Genomic DNA, 16,997 nt, shown 5'->3' with positions numbered 1-16,997 from the left:
GCAGGCTTTTGTATAACGACCATTAGGCTGGGGTTAAATCACTTTCGTAATCAAAACGCAGCTTTTTATCTTTAACCGATACTTTTACTGTACCGCCAGAGATTAGCTCGCCAAACAGTATTTCGTTTGCCAATTGCTTTTTAAGGTCTTCCTGAATAACACGTGCCATAGGGCGTGCGCCCATTGCTTTGTCATAGCCTTTGTCAGCCAACCATTCACGTGCTTTAGACGTCAGCTCAAGATTAACTGATTTCTTGTCTAGTTGCGCTTGAAGCTCCACAACGAACTTATCAACCACTTGTAAAATAACTTCTTTATCGAGGTGATTAAACCAAATAATGTTATCTAAGCGGTTTCTAAATTCTGGTGAAAATACTTTATTAATTTCACCCATTGCATCGTGCGTATGGTCTTGCTCACTAAAGCCAATCGACTTACGTGTGGTTTCTTGCACGCCGGCATTAGTGGTCATCACGACTACGACGTTTCTAAAGTCGGCTTTACGACCATTATTATCAGTTAGCGTACCGTGATCCATAACTTGCAATAAAATGTTGTAGATATCTGGATGGGCTTTTTCAATCTCATCCAAAAGTACAACAGCGTGTGGATTTTTAATGACCGCTTCTGTTAGTAAGCCGCCTTGTTCAAAACCAACATAACCCGGAGGCGCACCAATTAAACGACTCACCGCATGGCGCTCAACATATTCAGACATATCAAAACGAATAAACTCAACACCCATACATTTAGCTAATTGCTTGGTAACCTCAGTTTTACCGACCCCCGTTGGGCCTGCAAATAAGAACGAACCAACCGGTTTGTTCTCATTCGCTAAACCTGAACGCGACAAACGAATGGCAGAAGTTAATGCATCAATAGACTGATCTTGCCCAAACACTAACATTTTTAAGTTACGGTCTAAGTTTTTCAGCGTTTCTTTATCAGACGATGATACATTTTGTGGCGGGATACGCGCCATTTTTGACACAATCAGCTCAATATCAGAAACACCAATCGTTTTTTTACGTTTAGAGGTAGGTAACAAGCGTTGGCTTGCACCCGCTTCATCAATAACATCAATCGCTTTATCAGGCAGATGACGTTCGTTAATGTACTTAGCGCTAAGCTCGGCTGCCGCCTTCAACGCTTTTTGCGTGTAACGAATACCATGGTGTGCTTCATAACGCTCTTTTAAGCCGTTAAGAATTTTAGTGGTGTCTTCCACACTGGGCTCAAGCACATCAATTTTTTGAAAGCGACGTACCAAGGCACGGTCTTTCTCAAAAATGTTTTTGTACTCACCATAGGTGGTAGAACCCATACAACGCAATTGACCACTAGAAAGTAGCGGTTTAATTAAGTTTGAGGCATCCATTACCCCACCCGATGCAGCACCTGCACCGATAATGGTATGAATTTCATCTATAAATAAAATAGAGCCTGGTTTAGCTTGCAGCTCTTTTAATAAGCTTTTAAAGCGCTTCTCAAAATCGCCTCGGTATTTAGTACCTGCAAGCAAAGCGCCCATATCTAATGAGTAAACAACCGCATCAGCAATAACTTCAGGCACTTGTTCGTTGACAATTCGATACGCTAAACCCTCAGCGATAGCGGTTTTACCCACGCCAGCTTCACCAACCAGTAATGGGTTGTTCTTTTTACGACGACACAACACCTGTACAGTGCGTTCTACTTCGCTGTCGCGACCAACTAGAGGGTCAATATTGCCCTCTTTGGCTTGTATGTTGAGATTAGTGGTGAAGCTGTCGAGCTTACTCGCTTCTTCACTGGCAACTTCTTGCACTTCTTCATGTATATCGTCAGTATCATCGCCTAATTCGTCGTCACCTTTGGCAATCCCATGAGAAATAAAATTAACAATATCAAGGCGAGAAATATCATTCTTTTTAAGTAAATAAACTGCCTGGCTTTCTTGCTCAGAAAAAATAGCCACCAGTACATTTACACCAGTCACTTCATTTTTTCCCGAAGATTGCACATGAAATACCGCGCGCTGTAATACACGCTGAAAACCAAGCGTTGGTTGAGTTTCGCGTTCTTCTTCTAAATCAGGAATAACCGGTGTGGTTTCATCAATAAATTCAAGTAACTCTGTTTTTAATCCAGAAATGTCAACACCGCACGCATTAAGCGCTTCTCCAGCTGATGGATTATCGAGTAGAGCTAATAAAAGATGCTCTACGGTCATAAACTCATGACGACGTGTACGCGCTTCACGAAACGCGGTGTTCAAAGTTAGTTCTAAGTCTTTATTTAGCATTGGCAACCCCTTACAGAGATAATAATTTTATACCGCACTTCAAAGATGAAAGTTCACCTTTGTGGTATTTATTCCTGCTCACAACTACATAGCAGTGGATGCTCGTTATCCCTTGAGTAGCGGTTAACTTGCTCAGCCTTGGTATGTGCTACATCGGCGCTGTAAACACCACAAATGCCCTTACCTTGCTGATGTATTTGCAGCATCACATCAGTTGCTCTATCGCTATCCATATTAAAAAACGTCATCAAGATCTCAATTACAAAATCCATCGGCGTGTAATCATCGTTGTTTAACACAACTTTATATTTTCGCGGTGGCTGCAACTTTTGCTTTTCACTATCGCGAACGGTGTCGATAACACCAGAATCTTTCATACCACTCATAATTAAATATAGTCTTGTCTTTGTAACTCAAGCAAACTTGAATAAAAAAATAAATAAAATGTTAAAAAATAACCCAAAACACTTGACTGGTTGCTTAAATAAACTACAGTCAAATGGTGATTGATTAAACCTTAGTCAGTCTAGCAAACAATACAGTTTAGGATAACTAAATTAGTCAACTTATAGAAGGATGTAGAAGTATGGCTTGTGGTAAAGTCAAATGGTTCAACAACGCCAAAGGTTTTGGTTTCATCGTAGAAGACGGTTGCGAGAACGACATTTTTGCTCATTACTCCACTATTGTAATGGACGGATACAAGACACTTAAAGCTGGTCAAGATGTTACCTTCGAATTACAACAAGGCCCTAAAGGTCTACACGCTACTAATATAGCCCCTAACGGCGATATTTTAGAGTGATTGTAAATATGAGACTAAAGCGAGCGACCTATTTAGATCCTCGCTTAATTCCCTAACCCCCCTAACCACTTCCATATTAATTGCTTCATTGTTCGTTAATTCAACCCCACTCCTTGATTTTATTTTATCTACCCCAATAATTTCACTATTAGATGTTTAACTGCTGGCGTTTAGCGCGTAATCCTAGCCCTTTTTAGCCAAGCTTGTTACACTCTTTATCCTGTAAAACGTAATTACTTTAGCCTAATGGCTAGTTTAGATTTACATAAATTTTAGTTATAAAAGACACTAGTCCGTCAGGTGTGATTATTCTTACCTTGTTTAGGTTATACGAGTACCAACACCTAACAGACTACTCATTGCATACATTAATACTTTATTTATAAGGTATTAGGCGATGATTTCTTTGCATTGTTGAATTTGGCCAATGCGGCCTACTATCTAGGAATGATGATGACATCAAAAATTATCTATACAAAAACGGACGAAGCTCCGGCATTAGCAACGTATTCGTTGTTACCTATTATCCAAGCGTACACAAATGCGGCAGGTGTTGAAGTTGAAACACGCGACATCTCACTCGCTGGTCGTGTTATTGCGAGCTTCCCGGATTACCTAACAGAAGAACAACGCATTGGTGATGCACTTGCAGAACTTGGCGAAATGGCGAAAACACCAGAAGCTAATATCATTAAATTACCGAACATCAGTGCCTCAGTTCCACAACTTCGCGCTGTAATTAAAGAGCTTCAAGAAAAAGGTTATGCACTTCCAGAATACCCTGTAGAACCTAAAAACGATGAAGAAAAAGCGATTCAAGCCGCCTATGACAAAATTAAAGGCAGTGCAGTAAACCCTGTACTTCGTGAAGGTAACTCTGATCGTCGCGCACCAAGTTCAGTAAAAGAATATGCACGTAATAACCCACATTCTATGGGTGCATGGAGCAAAGATTCACAGTCTTATGTTGCAAGCATGGAAGAAGGTGACTTCTTTGGTTCAGAGCAGTCACTAACTGTTGATGAAGCAACGGATGTTCGTATTGAACACGTAGCGGCTAATGGCGATATCACTGTACTTAAGCAAAGCACACCGCTACTTGCTGGTGAAGTAATTGATGCATCACGTATTAGTGCTGCAAAATTACAAGCATTCCTTGAAGCTGAAATTAATGCAGCTAAAGAAAAAGGCGTGTTATTTTCGCTTCACATGAAAGCAACCATGATGAAAGTATCTGATCCAATCATCTTTGGTCACGCTGTAAAAGTATTTTACAAAGACGTTTTTGCAAAACACGGTGCACTTTTTGAAGAGCTAGGTGTTGATGTAAACAACGGTTTAGGCGATGTTTACTCTAAAATTCAAACTTTAGATGACGCTAAGCGCGAAGAAATTGAAGCTGACATTCAAGCTGTTTATGCTAACCGCCCTGCTATCGCAATGGTTGATTCTCATCGTGGCATTACAAACTTACACGTACCAAGTGATGTGATCATCGATGCCTCTATGCCTGCTGCAATTCGTTCAAGCGGTCAAATGTGGAATAAAGACGATAAATTACAAGACACAAGCTTTGTAATTCCAGATCGTTGTTACTCTGGCGTTTACCAAGCAACGATTGATTTTTGTAAAGAGCACGGTGCATTTGATCCTACGACTATGGGTAGCGTACCAAACGTTGGCCTTATGGCTCAAAAAGCAGAAGAGTACGGCTCACACGATAAAACATTTGAAGCAAAAGCTGACGGTACTATCCGTGTTGTAGACACAAACGGTAATACATTACTTGAGCACAGTGTTGAGAAAGGCGATATCTGGCGCATGTGTCAGGTTAAAGATGCACCTATTCAAGATTGGGTTAAACTTGCAGTAAACCGCGCTCGCGCAACAGGTAATCCGGCTATTTTCTGGTTAGATGCAGAACGTGCACACGATGCTGAGCTAATCAAAAAAGTAAATAAATACCTGCCAGATCACGACACTGCTGGCCTAGATATTCAAATTTTATCGCCAATGGATGCAACCTTATTCTCACTAGCACGCATCAAAGAAGGTAAAGATACGATTTCTGTAACAGGTAACGTATTACGTGATTACCTAACAGATTTATTCCCAATTTTAGAATTGGGTACCAGTGCTAAAATGCTTTCAATTGTGCCACTAATGAATGGCGGTGGTCTATTTGAAACAGGTGCGGGTGGTTCTGCTCCTAAGCACGTTCAACAATTCGAAAAAGAAAACCACTTACGTTGGGATTCTTTAGGTGAATTCTTAGCACTTGCTGCGTCACTTGAGCACCTAAGCACAACAACAGGTAACAAAAAAGCACAAGTACTTGCAGATACGCTTGATAAAGCTACCGGCACATTCTTAGCTGAAAACAAGTCGCCTTCACGTAAAGTAAAAGAGATTGATAACCGTGGCTCTCATTTCTTCTTATCTTTATTCTGGGCACAAGAACTTGCTAAGCAAAATGATGACAGCGAGCTTAAAGCGCAGTTTACGCAAATTGCTAGCGACCTTGAAACTAACAAAGAGCAAATTGTTAGCGAGCTAAACGATGCACAGGGCCCAGCAATGGACATTGGCGGATACTTCCAGCCAAATGACGATGCAGCTTTTAAAGCAATGCGCCCAAGCACAACATTTAACGAGATTTTATCTAAACTGGTATAAATCCATTAAATGAATGAAAAGGCGCTCCAAAGAGCGCCTTTTTTTGTGCCTAATACCAATTCGCTTATTTAAGTGGTTTACTTTGCGGATTGGTATAAGTAAAAGCTGTTCATAAAAAAGGCCGCTAATGCGGCCTTTAAATTCAACTAAACAAGTTTATTTAGTGTATGCACGTGGCATGTTTGATTCTGTTGTATAACGCTCACGCAGTTTATCTTGGCGAGATTCAGTACTTACCTCAACCCCATTAATAAACATTTTATTTACGTGGCTGCTCAGCTCAAACGGGTCATTACTCCACATTACAACATCAGCGGCTTTACCCACTTCTAAGCTACCAGCATTAATACCAAATACATCAGCCACATTTGAAGTCATCGCTTTTAATGCGCCTTGCTGGCTCATACCATAAGACACTGCATTACCGGCATCATAGCGAAGCTGGTAAACATTATGACTGGCATCGCCACCCACAGTTAAAAGTACTTTAACACCTGCTTTTTCTAGTATGCCGGCATTATTTAGGCTTGCATGTAATGAATCAAAACTGCCTGGTAAGTTATCCATTGCACTGATGATCACAGGAATACCCGCTTTTGCGATTCGATCTTTAACTACAACGGCATCTTGCGCACCATTAAGAACAATATTTACCCCAAACTGCTGTTTCACTTTTATAAGTTCAACAATATCCGATGCACGCGACACACTAATTAGTAATGGCATATCGCCTTTTAGTACTTTAGCCATTATTTTATCTTCAGCACTTGGCTTAGCATCGTCTTTTTTAGCTTCTTTGCTTGCTTTAGTTTGGTGCTCATCTAACTTATTGATCAGTGTTTGCAATGTAAATGCACGAGAGCCTTTGCTTCGCTCACCCAAATGAACCACTAATGCCGCTTGCTTTTTGTTTACGCTTTCAAAGCTGCCGCTTAAATCCACCACACTGGCAAGGCCTGCAAATATGCTGTCACCGCCGTACGGGGTGATCAAATCGCGAGTAACACCGCCTTTACGTGCATAAGGGATTAGGCTTGAACGAGGGTTAAATGCCAAGCTTGCATCAAAATCAATACCTGCTTTTTCTTCTCCCGCATCGCGAGAGCCCGCAACCGCACCTACTTCAACTAAACCAAGTTGATTTACAGTGGCAATAAAACCAGGGGTCACGATTTGACCTTTGGCATCAATAATTTTATCTGCTTTAACATCGCTAGGATTAATTGCAGTGATTTTGCCATCATTCATTACGATGCTGGCAGACTCTAATACGCCTTGATCTGAGGATGTATGCAGTGTTGCGTTAATTATAGCAAGAGATTGAGCGCTCACCGCACCCGATGCTAGTAACCCTGCAGCAACCAGAGAAAGCGAAAACGAACGTGATAATTTTTTCATTCTGGGTGCTCCTTATTGTTGACCTAACATAAAATCACTTTGTGCTTGGAATGCGCTATCGTTTCTATCGTAAACTTTTGCGCCATCAACAAACACTTGCTCTGCTTTTGCGTAAACGCTAAATGGGCTTTGATTCCAAATAACCACATCAGCTTGTTTACCTGCTTCAAGTGAGCCTGTTTTATCTTCAATGCCGAGTGATTTAGCGGCATTAGCCGTGATCCACTTAATTGCATGCTGCTCAGAAATATCAAAACCATTTTGGTTTGCACTGTACATTACTTTTGCGGCTTCTTGATTTAAGCGCTGAATCGTCGTGTCTGAGTCTGAATGCACAACGGCACATGAGTTTTTAACTGCATCAACAATCGCTACGTTCTCTTGTACCATATCGTAGGCTTCCATTTTAAAGCCCCACCAGTCTGGCCAAAGTGCTGCACACGAGCCATTTTCAGCCAGTAAATCTGCGATTTTATAGGCTTCAATACCGTGATGGAATGTACCCGCATGGTAATTAAACTCTTTAGAAAGGTCGATCATCATCGCCATTTCTTCAGCTTTATAACAGTGATTGTGAATACGAACCTCACCTTCTAAAACACCGCGAAGGGTATCGTATTTAATATCGCGGTTTGGAGCTTCTGGGTTTTTACCCGCAGCGTAATCAGCATCATATTTATCCCAAGCACGCTTGTACTCTTGCGCACCAATCCAAGCTGTGCGATAGCCCGCCATATTACCCATACGTGTCATCGGTAATTCACCTTTACGGCCATAAACGCGTTTAGGGTTTTCACCACACGCCATTTTTAAACCGTATGGTGCATCAGGAAACTTCATCCCTTGCATGGTGTGAGCCGGTACATTTTTAAGGGTAACGCCACGTCCACCAAATAAATTAGCTGAACCTGGTAAAATTTGTAACGAGGTAATACCGCCTTCACGTGCGCGATTAAAGCCTGGATCTTGTGGCCAAATTGAATGCTCAACCCATACTTCTGCTGTATTTGGGCTAGTCATTTCGTTGCCATCTTGGTGAGACTCAACCGACGGATTTGGATAAGCACCTAAATGAGAGTGAACATCAATAATACCTGGTGTTACCCATTTGCCTTGCGCATCGATAGTGGTGTCTGCGTTAGCAGTTAAATCTTTACCTACTTGCTGTACTTTACCATCAACAAGTAATACATCGGCTTCATCTAAACGCTCACCCGTGCCCGTTAATACAGTGGCATTGGTAATTAATGTGCTTGATGTAGCAACGGGTTGATAAGTACTTGGGTATGGGTTTTTATTAATGGTTACTTTTGCATCTTGCGGGCCGCTTTCTTGGCAACCAACAAGAGCCGCTGCTAAACCAACAGCTAACAATGAGGGAGCAAATTTTTGCATGTTTTTAGGTTCTCCTGTTTTTTTACTACTTTAGCGAAAGCAAACGCATAAAGCTAAAAAAACAGGTGAAAAGGCGGTTATTTAAGGTGAGTTTCTGTAATTATTTTTTTATATAATTGTTATAAAGCTTATCCAGTGCCCCTTCTGTGGTGAGCGATGGATCTTTACTAATAAAGTGTTTAACCGTTCGGGTTACAAAATCCGAATTTTGCTTATGTAATTTTGAAAAATCTTTAATTAATGTATTACCATCTTTTGCGGCGGTGACTTTATCATGACGATGCCTGTATTGGCTCAATGCCTTATTAAAATCGCCTTGATAATCCTCGACTAAAATTTTATAAAAATCACTTTTTTGTACTTTTAATACAGTAATGCAATAGTTAAGCGCTTCTTTAAAGTCGGTAAATACGGTGCCTTCTACATCAAACTCTTTGGTTTTTTCGCGCACCGTAACGCGCGCTTCTTCAGTGGCATAACTAAACCCTGTAAAGGCGAGTCGCTCAGCCGCTTCTTTACCGAGTTTCATGCCCGCTTGAATGCTGTGCGCAAATTCATCGCTCATGTCGCCAAGCTCGCTTTCTTCCCACATGTTGTACACACGTAAGGGCTTGGCGTATTTATTTGATAGTTTCTTTTTAAGCTTACTAAAACGCTCATCAATGGTCATTAAGCGTTCATTATGAAGTAATGCATGGCATTCATAACAAGCCGCAATAGCAACAAAATCTGCTTCTTCGCCTAAATCAATAATACTTTGTAACATGTGCAATGGTGGGCAATGATCGCGCTCTGTTGCCTCACACCCGCAATAAAAACATTGGTTAAAATGCTGTTGCTCACACGCATAAGCTTGCTGGTAGTAACTGGCTAACGTTTTATTCACAATTGCGCTCCAAAAATATAAAATGCCACAAATTTAGGGCGCGATAATAACAGTCTGAAAAAATATTTCAGTATGAAAACGCTAAAGTGTGTCAAAAATAAATTATTTAACCTGAACTTTGGTTAAGAGATTTACTAATATATTGAATTATATCAATAATTTAGTTCGTTTTCTCCAGCCAGAAATTTACAGTGAAAACAAGGCGAATTTTCGCGTCAATAGTGGGCCTATTGCAAGTAAATTCAACGCAGTTAGCGCTGAAAATAGCTGCTTGAGATAGATTTATTATCCATAGTTCAGGTTACTTATGAACAACTTTTCATACACCTACAAAATTGCACGATTTATATACACATCTTCTTACAGCTTGCCCCATTCAGTTAACAACATTCTGGCTACATTAAGCAATACTTAAGTTGCACATAAACAAAGAGGCAAATACTATGATTTCTTTCAAAGCAACTCTATATTCAACTGTATTATTGGGCGCAGCAACATTAACAGCGCCTGTAATGGCAACCACTTTTGTTGCCGCTGATTCATCACCCGGTACACAAGTTTGCATGGCCGTTGCATCTAACAAACAACTGACACTGCACAAAACAATTAAAGAGCTCCATACCAACAAGCATGTAATTGGCAAAAAATTACGCTGCAATGATTTATCAATGAATGATTTTGTAGCGCTTTATGATTTAGACAAATCTGCACGCTTTTTCAATATTGAGGCTACCACCAGCACATCAATAAGGGATTTGGCAAAGGTAAATAAACCGATGGTGGTTATTATGGCGGGATCTAAATAACCCAAATTATAACTAGGAAATCGGTTTTAATACGTTCAATTTACGCGAATCAAACACGTTAAGCAGGGCTTAGTACCTGCTTAACGTGTATTTATTATTAAATAAGCGCTGCCAACAAACCAAACAAGCCACCAAATACCCCACCCCATACAACGAGCCAGCCTAAGTGTTCGCGGATCATAGTTTGAATTATTTCTTTTACCATTTTAGGGGTGAGTTCATCTAGGCGTTCATCCACTAATTTGAGTACTGTATTATGTAAATTTTCCGCGTTATTGCCTTGAGTAAGCATATCGCTTAGTAGCATTTTAAAATCGTCGGTGCCGCTTATTTGCACCAGTGATAATTGCATTTTTTCGATAAATTTTTCTCGCATTGGCTCTACCGCCTCTGTACCGCCAAACATTGCCAGCATGCTGCCAAATTGTGATTGCTCTATCACCACTAACAAATTATCGAAAGCGGGATTTAAATCTACCTTTTCAATTACCGCTTCAAAGTCTATCGTTGGCTGCGCCTTGCTTAGAAGCTTGTCTATTTTATGCTCAGAAAAGAACTCCGTAAGTATTAAATTTCTTATAGCTACTTTAAAGCTTTCAAACTTGAGCGCAATCACCCCCGATCCATATAAAAACGGGACTTTTTCAAATAGCATATGAATAGCGAGTAAGTTTGTAACCGCACCAGAGAGTGCAAATAAGCCCACCGAAAGTACAATGGCTTGATCAAATACAAAACCAATAACAACACAACACGCTGCCAATAAGTTAGTGATAAAACTTTTATTCATTTTTATTCCGTTTCAGTGATTTGTATCAGAAATTGATAGTCTTAATTTTACACCGATTAATTTGTTTATTTAATCCCTTTTTGCCATAGTTTATTTATAGGTTTAAAAGGTGAGCAATTGTTATGTGGAAAACAATCAATCAACAGATCAGCCAAGCTATCCATTACGATTTTAAACACACCCATAAACGTCAGTTGCAAAACACATCAACCGATAAGCTTTTCCATATAAGTGATGGCAAGCACAATTATTTAGTTAAAATTGCGCAAAAAAATGAGCTTGATCGCTTTGAAGCACAAGCACAGGGCTTAAAACAACTCACTCAAAACAGTATATTTATGGTGCCCGACTGTATTACAACTGGCGCCAATATAGAATATGCGTTTATTGTATTAGAATGGCTTACACTTGATGACCTTCCCCACACGCATTGGTCAACGATGGGTGAACACCTTGCCATGTTACATCAAAAACACGAGCAAGCGATGTTTGGTTTTGATACAGACAATTATTTAAGCTCTACGCCTCAACCAAATCAATGGCATAAAAAATGGGATGTATTTTTTGCAGAAGAACGTATTGGTTGGCAATTACAGCTATTAGCTGAAAAAGACATTGTGCTGGCAGACCCCGAACAACTGATAAATTTAGTAAAAGAGCAACTGCATAATCATCATGTTTTGCCCTCATTATTACATGGCGACTTTTGGCGCGGAAACATGGGATTTGTAAATAATATTCCGACCCTATTTGACCCTGCCTGCTATTACGGTGATCGGGAGGTCGATATTGCTATGAGTGAGCTTTTTGCCCCATTACCCGATGAATTTTATAGCGCCTATAATCATCATTATCCACTCTCTCAGAACTACCAACATCGTAAGCTTATTTATCAGCTTTACCCTATTTTAAACCACGCCAATATTTATGCAGGCCATTACTTAAATCAGGCTAAAGAACACGTTGAAAAACTACTAAACTTAAATAAATGAGTAAACAAAATATAAGCACTATACTTATACTTGAACTCTACAAAATAAATCTATTCAAGCGTTATTTTTAACGCTAATTGATTAAATTTACTTGTAATAAGTCACTGTTGAGAGCTCAATATAAGTAAATCATTTAGTCAGAGTTTAAGCTACTTAGTGTCAAGCCATTATGTACTATCTAGGTAAAATAACTTTATTTTTAAGGGGGTGTTATGAAAGACTTTTTATCACAACGTATCGCCTGCCCACATTGTGGACACCATATTCATTTAGACCTTGATGCCAGTATGGGCGACCAAGACTACTATGAAGAATGCAGTGCTTGCTGTAATCTAATTCATTTAAATATGCATATAGACTATGCACGTAATAAGTTAGAGTTACACGTGGACAGCGATGACGAACAAATATTTTAGCTATGTTGGCGCATGTAGTTTTCGACGGTGTTTATAATAGTGTATGTTTGCTGATCAACTTCTATATTAAATTCATCACCTACAACGGCTGCACCTAAATTAGTAATATCGAGTGTTTCTGGTATTAAGTGTAACCAAAAGCCATGCTCATCAATATTGCCAACCGTTAAACTGGCGCCATTAATAGATACAAACCCTTTGTATAACACATATTTTTGCCATTTTTTTGGAAGGCTAAGCTGCATTTTGTAGTTATTTTCTAGTTTAACTATTTGCACTATTTTGGCAGTACAATGAATATGGCCAGAGACTATGTGCCCACCCAGCTCAGTACCAAACGACACAGAACGCTCGTAATTGACTAAACTACCCAATTCCAGTTGTCCAAGGTTAGTAAGCTGCAGAGTTTCGTCAATAACATCAAAATGCACTTGAGCCACCACATCTTGATTACTAAGCTCTACTTTAACTACCGTTAAGCAGCAACCATTTATAGCGATGCTAGCACCTAAGTCTAAATGCTTTACGTATTGCTCATTAACAGAAACGACTAAACGTAATACACCCTGCGTATGGGTTCTAGAGACTACTGTTGCTTGAGTTTGAATAATACCGGTAAACATAAAAATCGCTTCTCTTTCTAACAAAGTGCTAGTTTAACGTATCAATCGCTAAAATAATTCACTTAATAGCACTTTTATTCGCAACAAAAGTAAGCTTATGCAGCAATTTAATAGATTCGCTGATTGTCTACATAGATAGAGCAATCACAATAGATTACAATGCGCCCATGTTTTTCTGAATAGCTGTTTTTTATGACTTTTTGTAGTTGGGAAGCTAAACGTTTACTTTCCCTCGCCTTTCCCGTTTTTTTAGCACAAGTGACCTTAGTATTAATGTCAGTGGTTGATACCATTATGGCCGGACAAGTGAGTCCAACCGATCTCGCTGCCCTCTCAATTGCTACAGGAATATGGAACCCAATTTTATTAGCAATACAAGGTATTTTATTAGCCCTAACGGGAGTCATTGCTCAATTTGCGGGTGCTAAAGACCGCAACGGCATTAGCCATTATTTTCAGCAAGCGCTTTATTTAACGCTCCTTTTAAGTATTGCAGGTTTTTGTGCTGCCCAGCTTGCCAACACCGTTATTTTACAGCTTGATACTAGCCCGGCGATTGCGGGACTTGCTTTTGATTACATTCATTTTGTTAAATGGGGTGTATTTGGTTTTTTAATTTTTACCGTGTATAGAAATATGACCGAAGGCATGGGGATGACCAAGCCTGCGTTTTATATCAGCCTACTCGGACTTGCGGTAAATATCCCACTCAATTATATTTTTATTAAGGGCTTATTTGGTCTACCCGCATTTGGGGGCGCTGGCTGTGGTATTGCCACCGCACTGGTATTTACTGTAATGGCTATTGCGCAAGTTACTTATTGCCAGCTGAGTAAAAAAATAGATGCCAAAGGCTTATTAACTGGCTTTGAAAAACCCAATTTTAAAACCATTGGTATTATTACCAAACTCGGTATTCCTATTTCACTCGCTACTTTTTTTGAAGTGACCTTGTTTGCCTGTATTCCCCTGTTTATTGCGCATTTGGGTGCGGTGGCTGTGTCTGGCCATCAAATTGCAGCCAGTGTGACTGCACTGTTATTTATGATGCCTCTGAGCCTCTCAATTGCCATTAGCATACGAATTGGTAATTTATTTGGGCAAAATCATTTAGATCAATTAAAAGTAGCAGTATCAACAAGTTATATTATGGCGGCTATGGTTGCGTTGTTTATCGCTTTTATTACATTTATAGGGCGTGATGTGATTAGCCAATTATATAGCGATAGCCCTGCGGTACTAGCGCTTGCTTCATCAATTATGATTTTAGCCTGTATTTACCAACTTCCTGATGCATTACAAGTAGCTGCAAACGGTATTTTACGTGGTTTAAAACACACAGCCCCTATTTCGTATATCACTTTTATTTCTTATTGGTTAATCGGCTTTAGTTTAGGCTACGTATTAGCAAGAACAGACATGATAGTGCCAGCAATGGGCCCGCATGGTTTTTGGATAGGCATTATCGTTGGCCTATCAGTTGCAGCTATACTACTGATGCTGACCGTTCATAGGCGATTTAAACGTGAACCATTTATTCTCACTTAAACAATCAATCTATACCAAACTGCCGCTTAATTGGTTATTGGCGGCATGTTGTATGGTGCTTTTGGGCTGCTCAGAGCAGCCCAGTGAGGCAAATAAAACCTATTTGTCTCGCTTGAGTAATACCTTACAAACGCCTGAGCCACACGCAAAGCCACTGCAACAATTAGCCTTAGTAGAGCCAGTTGAAGCGTTGCAACCTGCCATTAAAATTGGCATAACTGAACTAGCTGGTATTAGCCAATGTAAACTTAACGTTCTGATAAGCGAGCATAATAATCAATTAGGCAAAACAGCCACCGCTGCTAGCCAATTGAAGTACCAAATAGATTTTATTCAAAGCGCGCAAAACTGTTTAAACACCTTAGATAAACAAAGCAACGTTCACAGTAAAATTGCAGCGGCAAAAACCCAAAAACAAACTCAACTCGCTCATTATTTTAATAATGTTTTATATAGTGAACCTGAACTGAGCAGCACTTGGCAGCTAACTGGCCAAGAACTCAGCACCCAACCGGCTGGGTTTAGTGACACGGTTGAGGCGCTTAACAAGCTAACGACCATTAAACACAAAATAGAAACTAAAAAGAGTATGGCAATAAACAGCGATGATATTTTGTCAGCGCTTGAACCGCTCAACAGATACAAATTTGACCAACAGCTTATTCAAGCTGCGCGAGAACAAATTAGCTTAAATCATACAGCAACCCAGTTTGTAAATTCATTAGTAGTAGAAGATATTTGCCCTAAAGGGAAAAACAAGCAGCAGGCTAAAATTGTCAGTAATATATTTAATAAATATTATTTAAAACAAATACAGCCCTATCAAGCACAGCTGAGCGGGTATTTAGAAACATTGCAGCCGCTTTATATGCAGCTATGGTTTAATCAAGCAGTGAGTAGTGAAGCGGTAAATGCCCTACTTGACCCAAATTCTAACAACTTACTCTCTCAGCTAAAAGCGTCAGCAAAAGAGCATGTTATCTGGTGGCAAAAATTTTATAAAACGTGCGAAATCAGTCCAATATGAATAAAAAAACGGCAAATAAACTTAAAAACCATAAACATGCTTGATTCACCACTCATCACGCTATATATTAGCGACCGTTGTTAAGCAATTAACAATTCTTAAATACAGAAGTACGACTGTAGCTCAGTTGGGCGAGATTGGACCGAAGCGAAGCTTCGCAGCCGAACGAGGTGGAGGCAGGACGCCGACAGGATGAAGCTTAATGGACGAATTAAATAGTACGTAAACTCATAGTACGACTGTAGCTCAGTTGGTTAGAGCACTACCTTGACATGGTAGGGGTCGGTGGTTCGAATCCACTCAGTCGTACCAAATTTTTAAAGATTTAATTAAAGTACGTTGAAAGAAAAAGCACTACCTACTCTTGATCACCCGGTCCAGAAGTCGGTGGTTCGAATCCACTCAGTCGTACCAAAATGAGTAAATACTGTATTTAAAGTACGATAAAGGAAAAAGCACTACCTACTCTTGATCACCCGATCCAGAGGTCTGTGGTTCGAATCCACTCAGTCGTACCAAAATGAGTAAATGCTGTATTTAAAGTTTAAGAATTTCATATTGTACGACTGTAGCTCAGTTGGTTAGAGCACTACCTTGACATGGTAGGGGTCGGTGGTTCGAATCCACTCAGTCGTACCAATTCAAAAAAACACCTCAAGAAAAAGCACTACCTACTCTTAATCACCCGATCCAAGGGTCGGTGGTTCGAATCCACTCAGTCGCACCAATTCAAAAAAACACCCCAAGAAAAAGCACTACCTACTCTTAATCACCCGCTCCAAGGGTCAATGCTCCAAATCCACTCAGTCGTACCAATTCAAAAAATACCTCAAGAAAAAGCACTACCTACTCTTGATCACCCGATCCAGAGGTCTGTGGTTCGAATCCACTCAGTCGTACCAAAATGAGTAAATGCTGTATTTAAAGTTTAAGAATTTCATATTGTACGACTGTAGCTCAGTTGGTTAGAGCACTACCTTGACATGGTAGGGGTCGGTGGTTCGAATCCACTCAGTCGTACCAATTCAAAAAAACACCTCAAGAAAAAGCACTACCTACTCTTAATCACCCGATCCAAGGGTCGGTGGTTCGAATCCACTCAGTCGCACCAATTAAAAAAAACACCTCAAGAAAAAGCACTACCTACTCTTAATCACCCGCTCCAAAGGTCGGTGGTTCGAATCCACTCAGTCGTACCAATAAAAAAAGAACGTAGGTCGGTTAAGTGGCGAAGCCGCGCCACCCGACATTGGTAAAACACCATAAATTAGGTAACATTCCAACACTAAACACCATCCAACATAAAGCAAAGCATGCACAGGTAATGACCAATACCAACATCGTCGGATGA

Annotated in this window: 14 protein-coding genes and 3 tRNA genes; 10 read left to right on the top strand and 7 right to left on the bottom strand. The window is 40.0% G+C overall.

Annotated elements, in window-relative coordinates; genetic code table 11:
- Positions 1 to 22 precede the first annotated feature (22 nt).
- Entirely contained in the window at positions 23 to 2,284 is a 2,262-nt protein-coding gene (gene clpA / locus ABZP26_RS07130; protein WP_016899877.1) for an ATP-dependent Clp protease ATP-binding subunit ClpA, read from the bottom strand.
- 68 nt (positions 2,285 to 2,352) lie between these two features.
- A complete protein-coding gene (gene clpS, locus ABZP26_RS07125; RefSeq protein WP_008110102.1) occupies positions 2,353 to 2,661 on the bottom strand; it encodes an ATP-dependent Clp protease adapter ClpS in 309 nt (102 codons plus the stop codon).
- A 209-nt stretch (positions 2,662 to 2,870) separates the two neighbouring features.
- On the opposite strand from clpS, the gene cspD reads away from it, so the two are divergent.
- Together cspD and ABZP26_RS07115 are read left to right on the top strand one after the other, a co-directional pair.
- On the top strand, positions 2,871 to 3,089 hold the full coding sequence (cspD, locus tag ABZP26_RS07120) for a cold shock domain-containing protein CspD (RefSeq protein WP_013464751.1): 219 nt from the start codon (positions 2,871 to 2,873) through the stop codon (positions 3,087 to 3,089).
- A 453-nt stretch (positions 3,090 to 3,542) separates the two neighbouring features.
- Positions 3,543 to 5,765 carry an NADP-dependent isocitrate dehydrogenase gene (locus tag ABZP26_RS07115; RefSeq protein WP_350607932.1) on the top strand — a complete coding sequence of 741 codons (2,223 nt, stop codon included), beginning with the start codon at positions 3,543 to 3,545 and terminating at the stop codon, positions 5,763 to 5,765.
- Positions 5,766 to 5,921: 156 nt separating this feature from the next.
- On the opposite strand, the gene ABZP26_RS07110 is transcribed toward ABZP26_RS07115, so the two are convergent.
- From ABZP26_RS07110 to ABZP26_RS07100, 3 genes are all read right to left on the bottom strand, one after another.
- On the bottom strand, positions 5,922 to 7,163 hold the full coding sequence (locus ABZP26_RS07110; protein WP_013464749.1) for an amidohydrolase family protein: 1,242 nt from the start codon (positions 7,161 to 7,163) through the stop codon (positions 5,922 to 5,924).
- A 12-nt stretch (positions 7,164 to 7,175) separates the two neighbouring features.
- A complete protein-coding gene (locus ABZP26_RS07105) occupies positions 7,176 to 8,558 on the bottom strand; it encodes an amidohydrolase (protein ID WP_368485541.1) in 1,383 nt (460 codons plus the stop codon).
- Between the two features lie 100 nt (positions 8,559 to 8,658).
- Positions 8,659 to 9,444, bottom strand: coding sequence for a hypothetical protein (locus ABZP26_RS07100; protein WP_013464747.1), 786 nt, complete (start codon positions 9,442 to 9,444; stop codon positions 8,659 to 8,661).
- Positions 9,445 to 9,887: 443 nt separating this feature from the next.
- On the opposite strand from ABZP26_RS07100, the gene ABZP26_RS07095 reads away from it, so the two are divergent.
- On the top strand, positions 9,888 to 10,250 hold the full coding sequence (locus ABZP26_RS07095; protein ID WP_215522084.1) for a DUF3718 domain-containing protein: 363 nt from the start codon (positions 9,888 to 9,890) through the stop codon (positions 10,248 to 10,250).
- Between the two features lie 97 nt (positions 10,251 to 10,347).
- Here ABZP26_RS07095 and ABZP26_RS07090 read toward each other — a convergent pair whose 3' ends face one another.
- On the bottom strand, positions 10,348 to 11,040 hold the full coding sequence (locus tag ABZP26_RS07090) for a DUF445 domain-containing protein (protein WP_090492838.1): 693 nt from the start codon (positions 11,038 to 11,040) through the stop codon (positions 10,348 to 10,350).
- A 122-nt stretch (positions 11,041 to 11,162) separates the two neighbouring features.
- Here ABZP26_RS07090 and ABZP26_RS07085 point away from each other — a divergent pair, with 122 nt between their 5' ends.
- Both ABZP26_RS07085 and ABZP26_RS07080 read left to right on the top strand, forming a co-directional pair.
- Positions 11,163 to 12,032: a fructosamine kinase family protein gene (locus ABZP26_RS07085; protein WP_036982909.1), complete on the top strand. Its 870-nt coding sequence runs from the start codon at positions 11,163 to 11,165 to the stop codon at positions 12,030 to 12,032.
- Positions 12,033 to 12,244: 212 nt separating this feature from the next.
- Positions 12,245 to 12,448, top strand: coding sequence for a CPXCG motif-containing cysteine-rich protein (locus ABZP26_RS07080; protein ID WP_008464077.1), 204 nt, complete (start codon positions 12,245 to 12,247; stop codon positions 12,446 to 12,448).
- Here the strand turns inward: ABZP26_RS07080 and ABZP26_RS07075 are convergent.
- Positions 12,445 to 13,071: a riboflavin synthase gene (locus tag ABZP26_RS07075; RefSeq protein WP_028835882.1), complete on the bottom strand. Its 627-nt coding sequence runs from the start codon at positions 13,069 to 13,071 to the stop codon at positions 12,445 to 12,447. The genes ABZP26_RS07080 and ABZP26_RS07075 overlap by 4 nt on opposite strands.
- 192 nt (positions 13,072 to 13,263) lie before the next feature.
- On the opposite strand from ABZP26_RS07075, the gene ABZP26_RS07070 reads away from it, so the two are divergent.
- The 5 genes from ABZP26_RS07070 to ABZP26_RS07050 all read left to right on the top strand — a co-directional run bounded on the left by ABZP26_RS07070 (position 13,264) and on the right by ABZP26_RS07050 (position 16,669).
- Positions 13,264 to 14,619 carry an MATE family efflux transporter gene (locus ABZP26_RS07070; protein ID WP_013464741.1) on the top strand — a complete coding sequence of 452 codons (1,356 nt, stop codon included), beginning with the start codon at positions 13,264 to 13,266 and terminating at the stop codon, positions 14,617 to 14,619.
- Entirely contained in the window at positions 14,597 to 15,646 is a 1,050-nt protein-coding gene (locus tag ABZP26_RS07065) for a DUF3080 family protein (RefSeq protein ID WP_368485540.1), read from the top strand. Before ABZP26_RS07070 ends, ABZP26_RS07065 begins: the two co-directional genes overlap by 23 nt.
- 235 nt (positions 15,647 to 15,881) lie before the next feature.
- A tRNA-Val gene (locus tag ABZP26_RS07060) sits at positions 15,882 to 15,958 on the top strand.
- Between the two features lie 250 nt (positions 15,959 to 16,208).
- Positions 16,209 to 16,285, top strand: a tRNA-Val gene (locus tag ABZP26_RS07055).
- A gap of 307 nt (positions 16,286 to 16,592) precedes the next feature.
- Positions 16,593 to 16,669 (top strand) — tRNA-Val (locus ABZP26_RS07050).
- Positions 16,670 to 16,997: the final 328 nt, after the last annotated feature.

The organism is Pseudoalteromonas sp. SD03 (assembly GCF_040937955.1).
Lineage (GTDB): Bacteria > Pseudomonadota > Gammaproteobacteria > Enterobacterales > Alteromonadaceae > Pseudoalteromonas > Pseudoalteromonas tetraodonis.
This window is presented reverse-complemented; position numbering and strand designations above follow the sequence as displayed.

What these genes read in the sequence shown, in the direction of transcription:
- clpA (WP_016899877.1), bottom strand. Translation starts at nt 2,284, where the DNA reads ATGCTAAATAAAGACTTAGAACTAACTTTGAACACCGCGTTTCGTGAA.
- clpS (WP_008110102.1), bottom strand. Translation starts at nt 2,661, where the DNA reads ATGAAAGATTCTGGTGTTATCGACACCGTTCGCGATAGTGAAAAGCAA.
- cspD (WP_013464751.1), top strand. Translation starts at nt 2,871, where the DNA reads ATGGCTTGTGGTAAAGTCAAATGGTTCAACAACGCCAAAGGTTTTGGT.
- ABZP26_RS07115 (WP_350607932.1), top strand. Translation starts at nt 3,543, where the DNA reads ATGACATCAAAAATTATCTATACAAAAACGGACGAAGCTCCGGCATTA.
- ABZP26_RS07110 (WP_013464749.1), bottom strand. Translation starts at nt 7,163, where the DNA reads ATGAAAAAATTATCACGTTCGTTTTCGCTTTCTCTGGTTGCTGCAGGG.
- ABZP26_RS07105 (WP_368485541.1), bottom strand. Translation starts at nt 8,558, where the DNA reads ATGCAAAAATTTGCTCCCTCATTGTTAGCTGTTGGTTTAGCAGCGGCT.
- ABZP26_RS07095 (WP_215522084.1), top strand. Translation starts at nt 9,888, where the DNA reads ATGATTTCTTTCAAAGCAACTCTATATTCAACTGTATTATTGGGCGCA.
- ABZP26_RS07090 (WP_090492838.1), bottom strand. Translation starts at nt 11,040, where the DNA reads ATGAATAAAAGTTTTATCACTAACTTATTGGCAGCGTGTTGTGTTGTT.
- ABZP26_RS07085 (WP_036982909.1), top strand. Translation starts at nt 11,163, where the DNA reads ATGTGGAAAACAATCAATCAACAGATCAGCCAAGCTATCCATTACGAT.
- ABZP26_RS07080 (WP_008464077.1), top strand. Translation starts at nt 12,245, where the DNA reads ATGAAAGACTTTTTATCACAACGTATCGCCTGCCCACATTGTGGACAC.
- ABZP26_RS07075 (WP_028835882.1), bottom strand. Translation starts at nt 13,071, where the DNA reads ATGTTTACCGGTATTATTCAAACTCAAGCAACAGTAGTCTCTAGAACC.
- ABZP26_RS07070 (WP_013464741.1), top strand. Translation starts at nt 13,264, where the DNA reads ATGACTTTTTGTAGTTGGGAAGCTAAACGTTTACTTTCCCTCGCCTTT.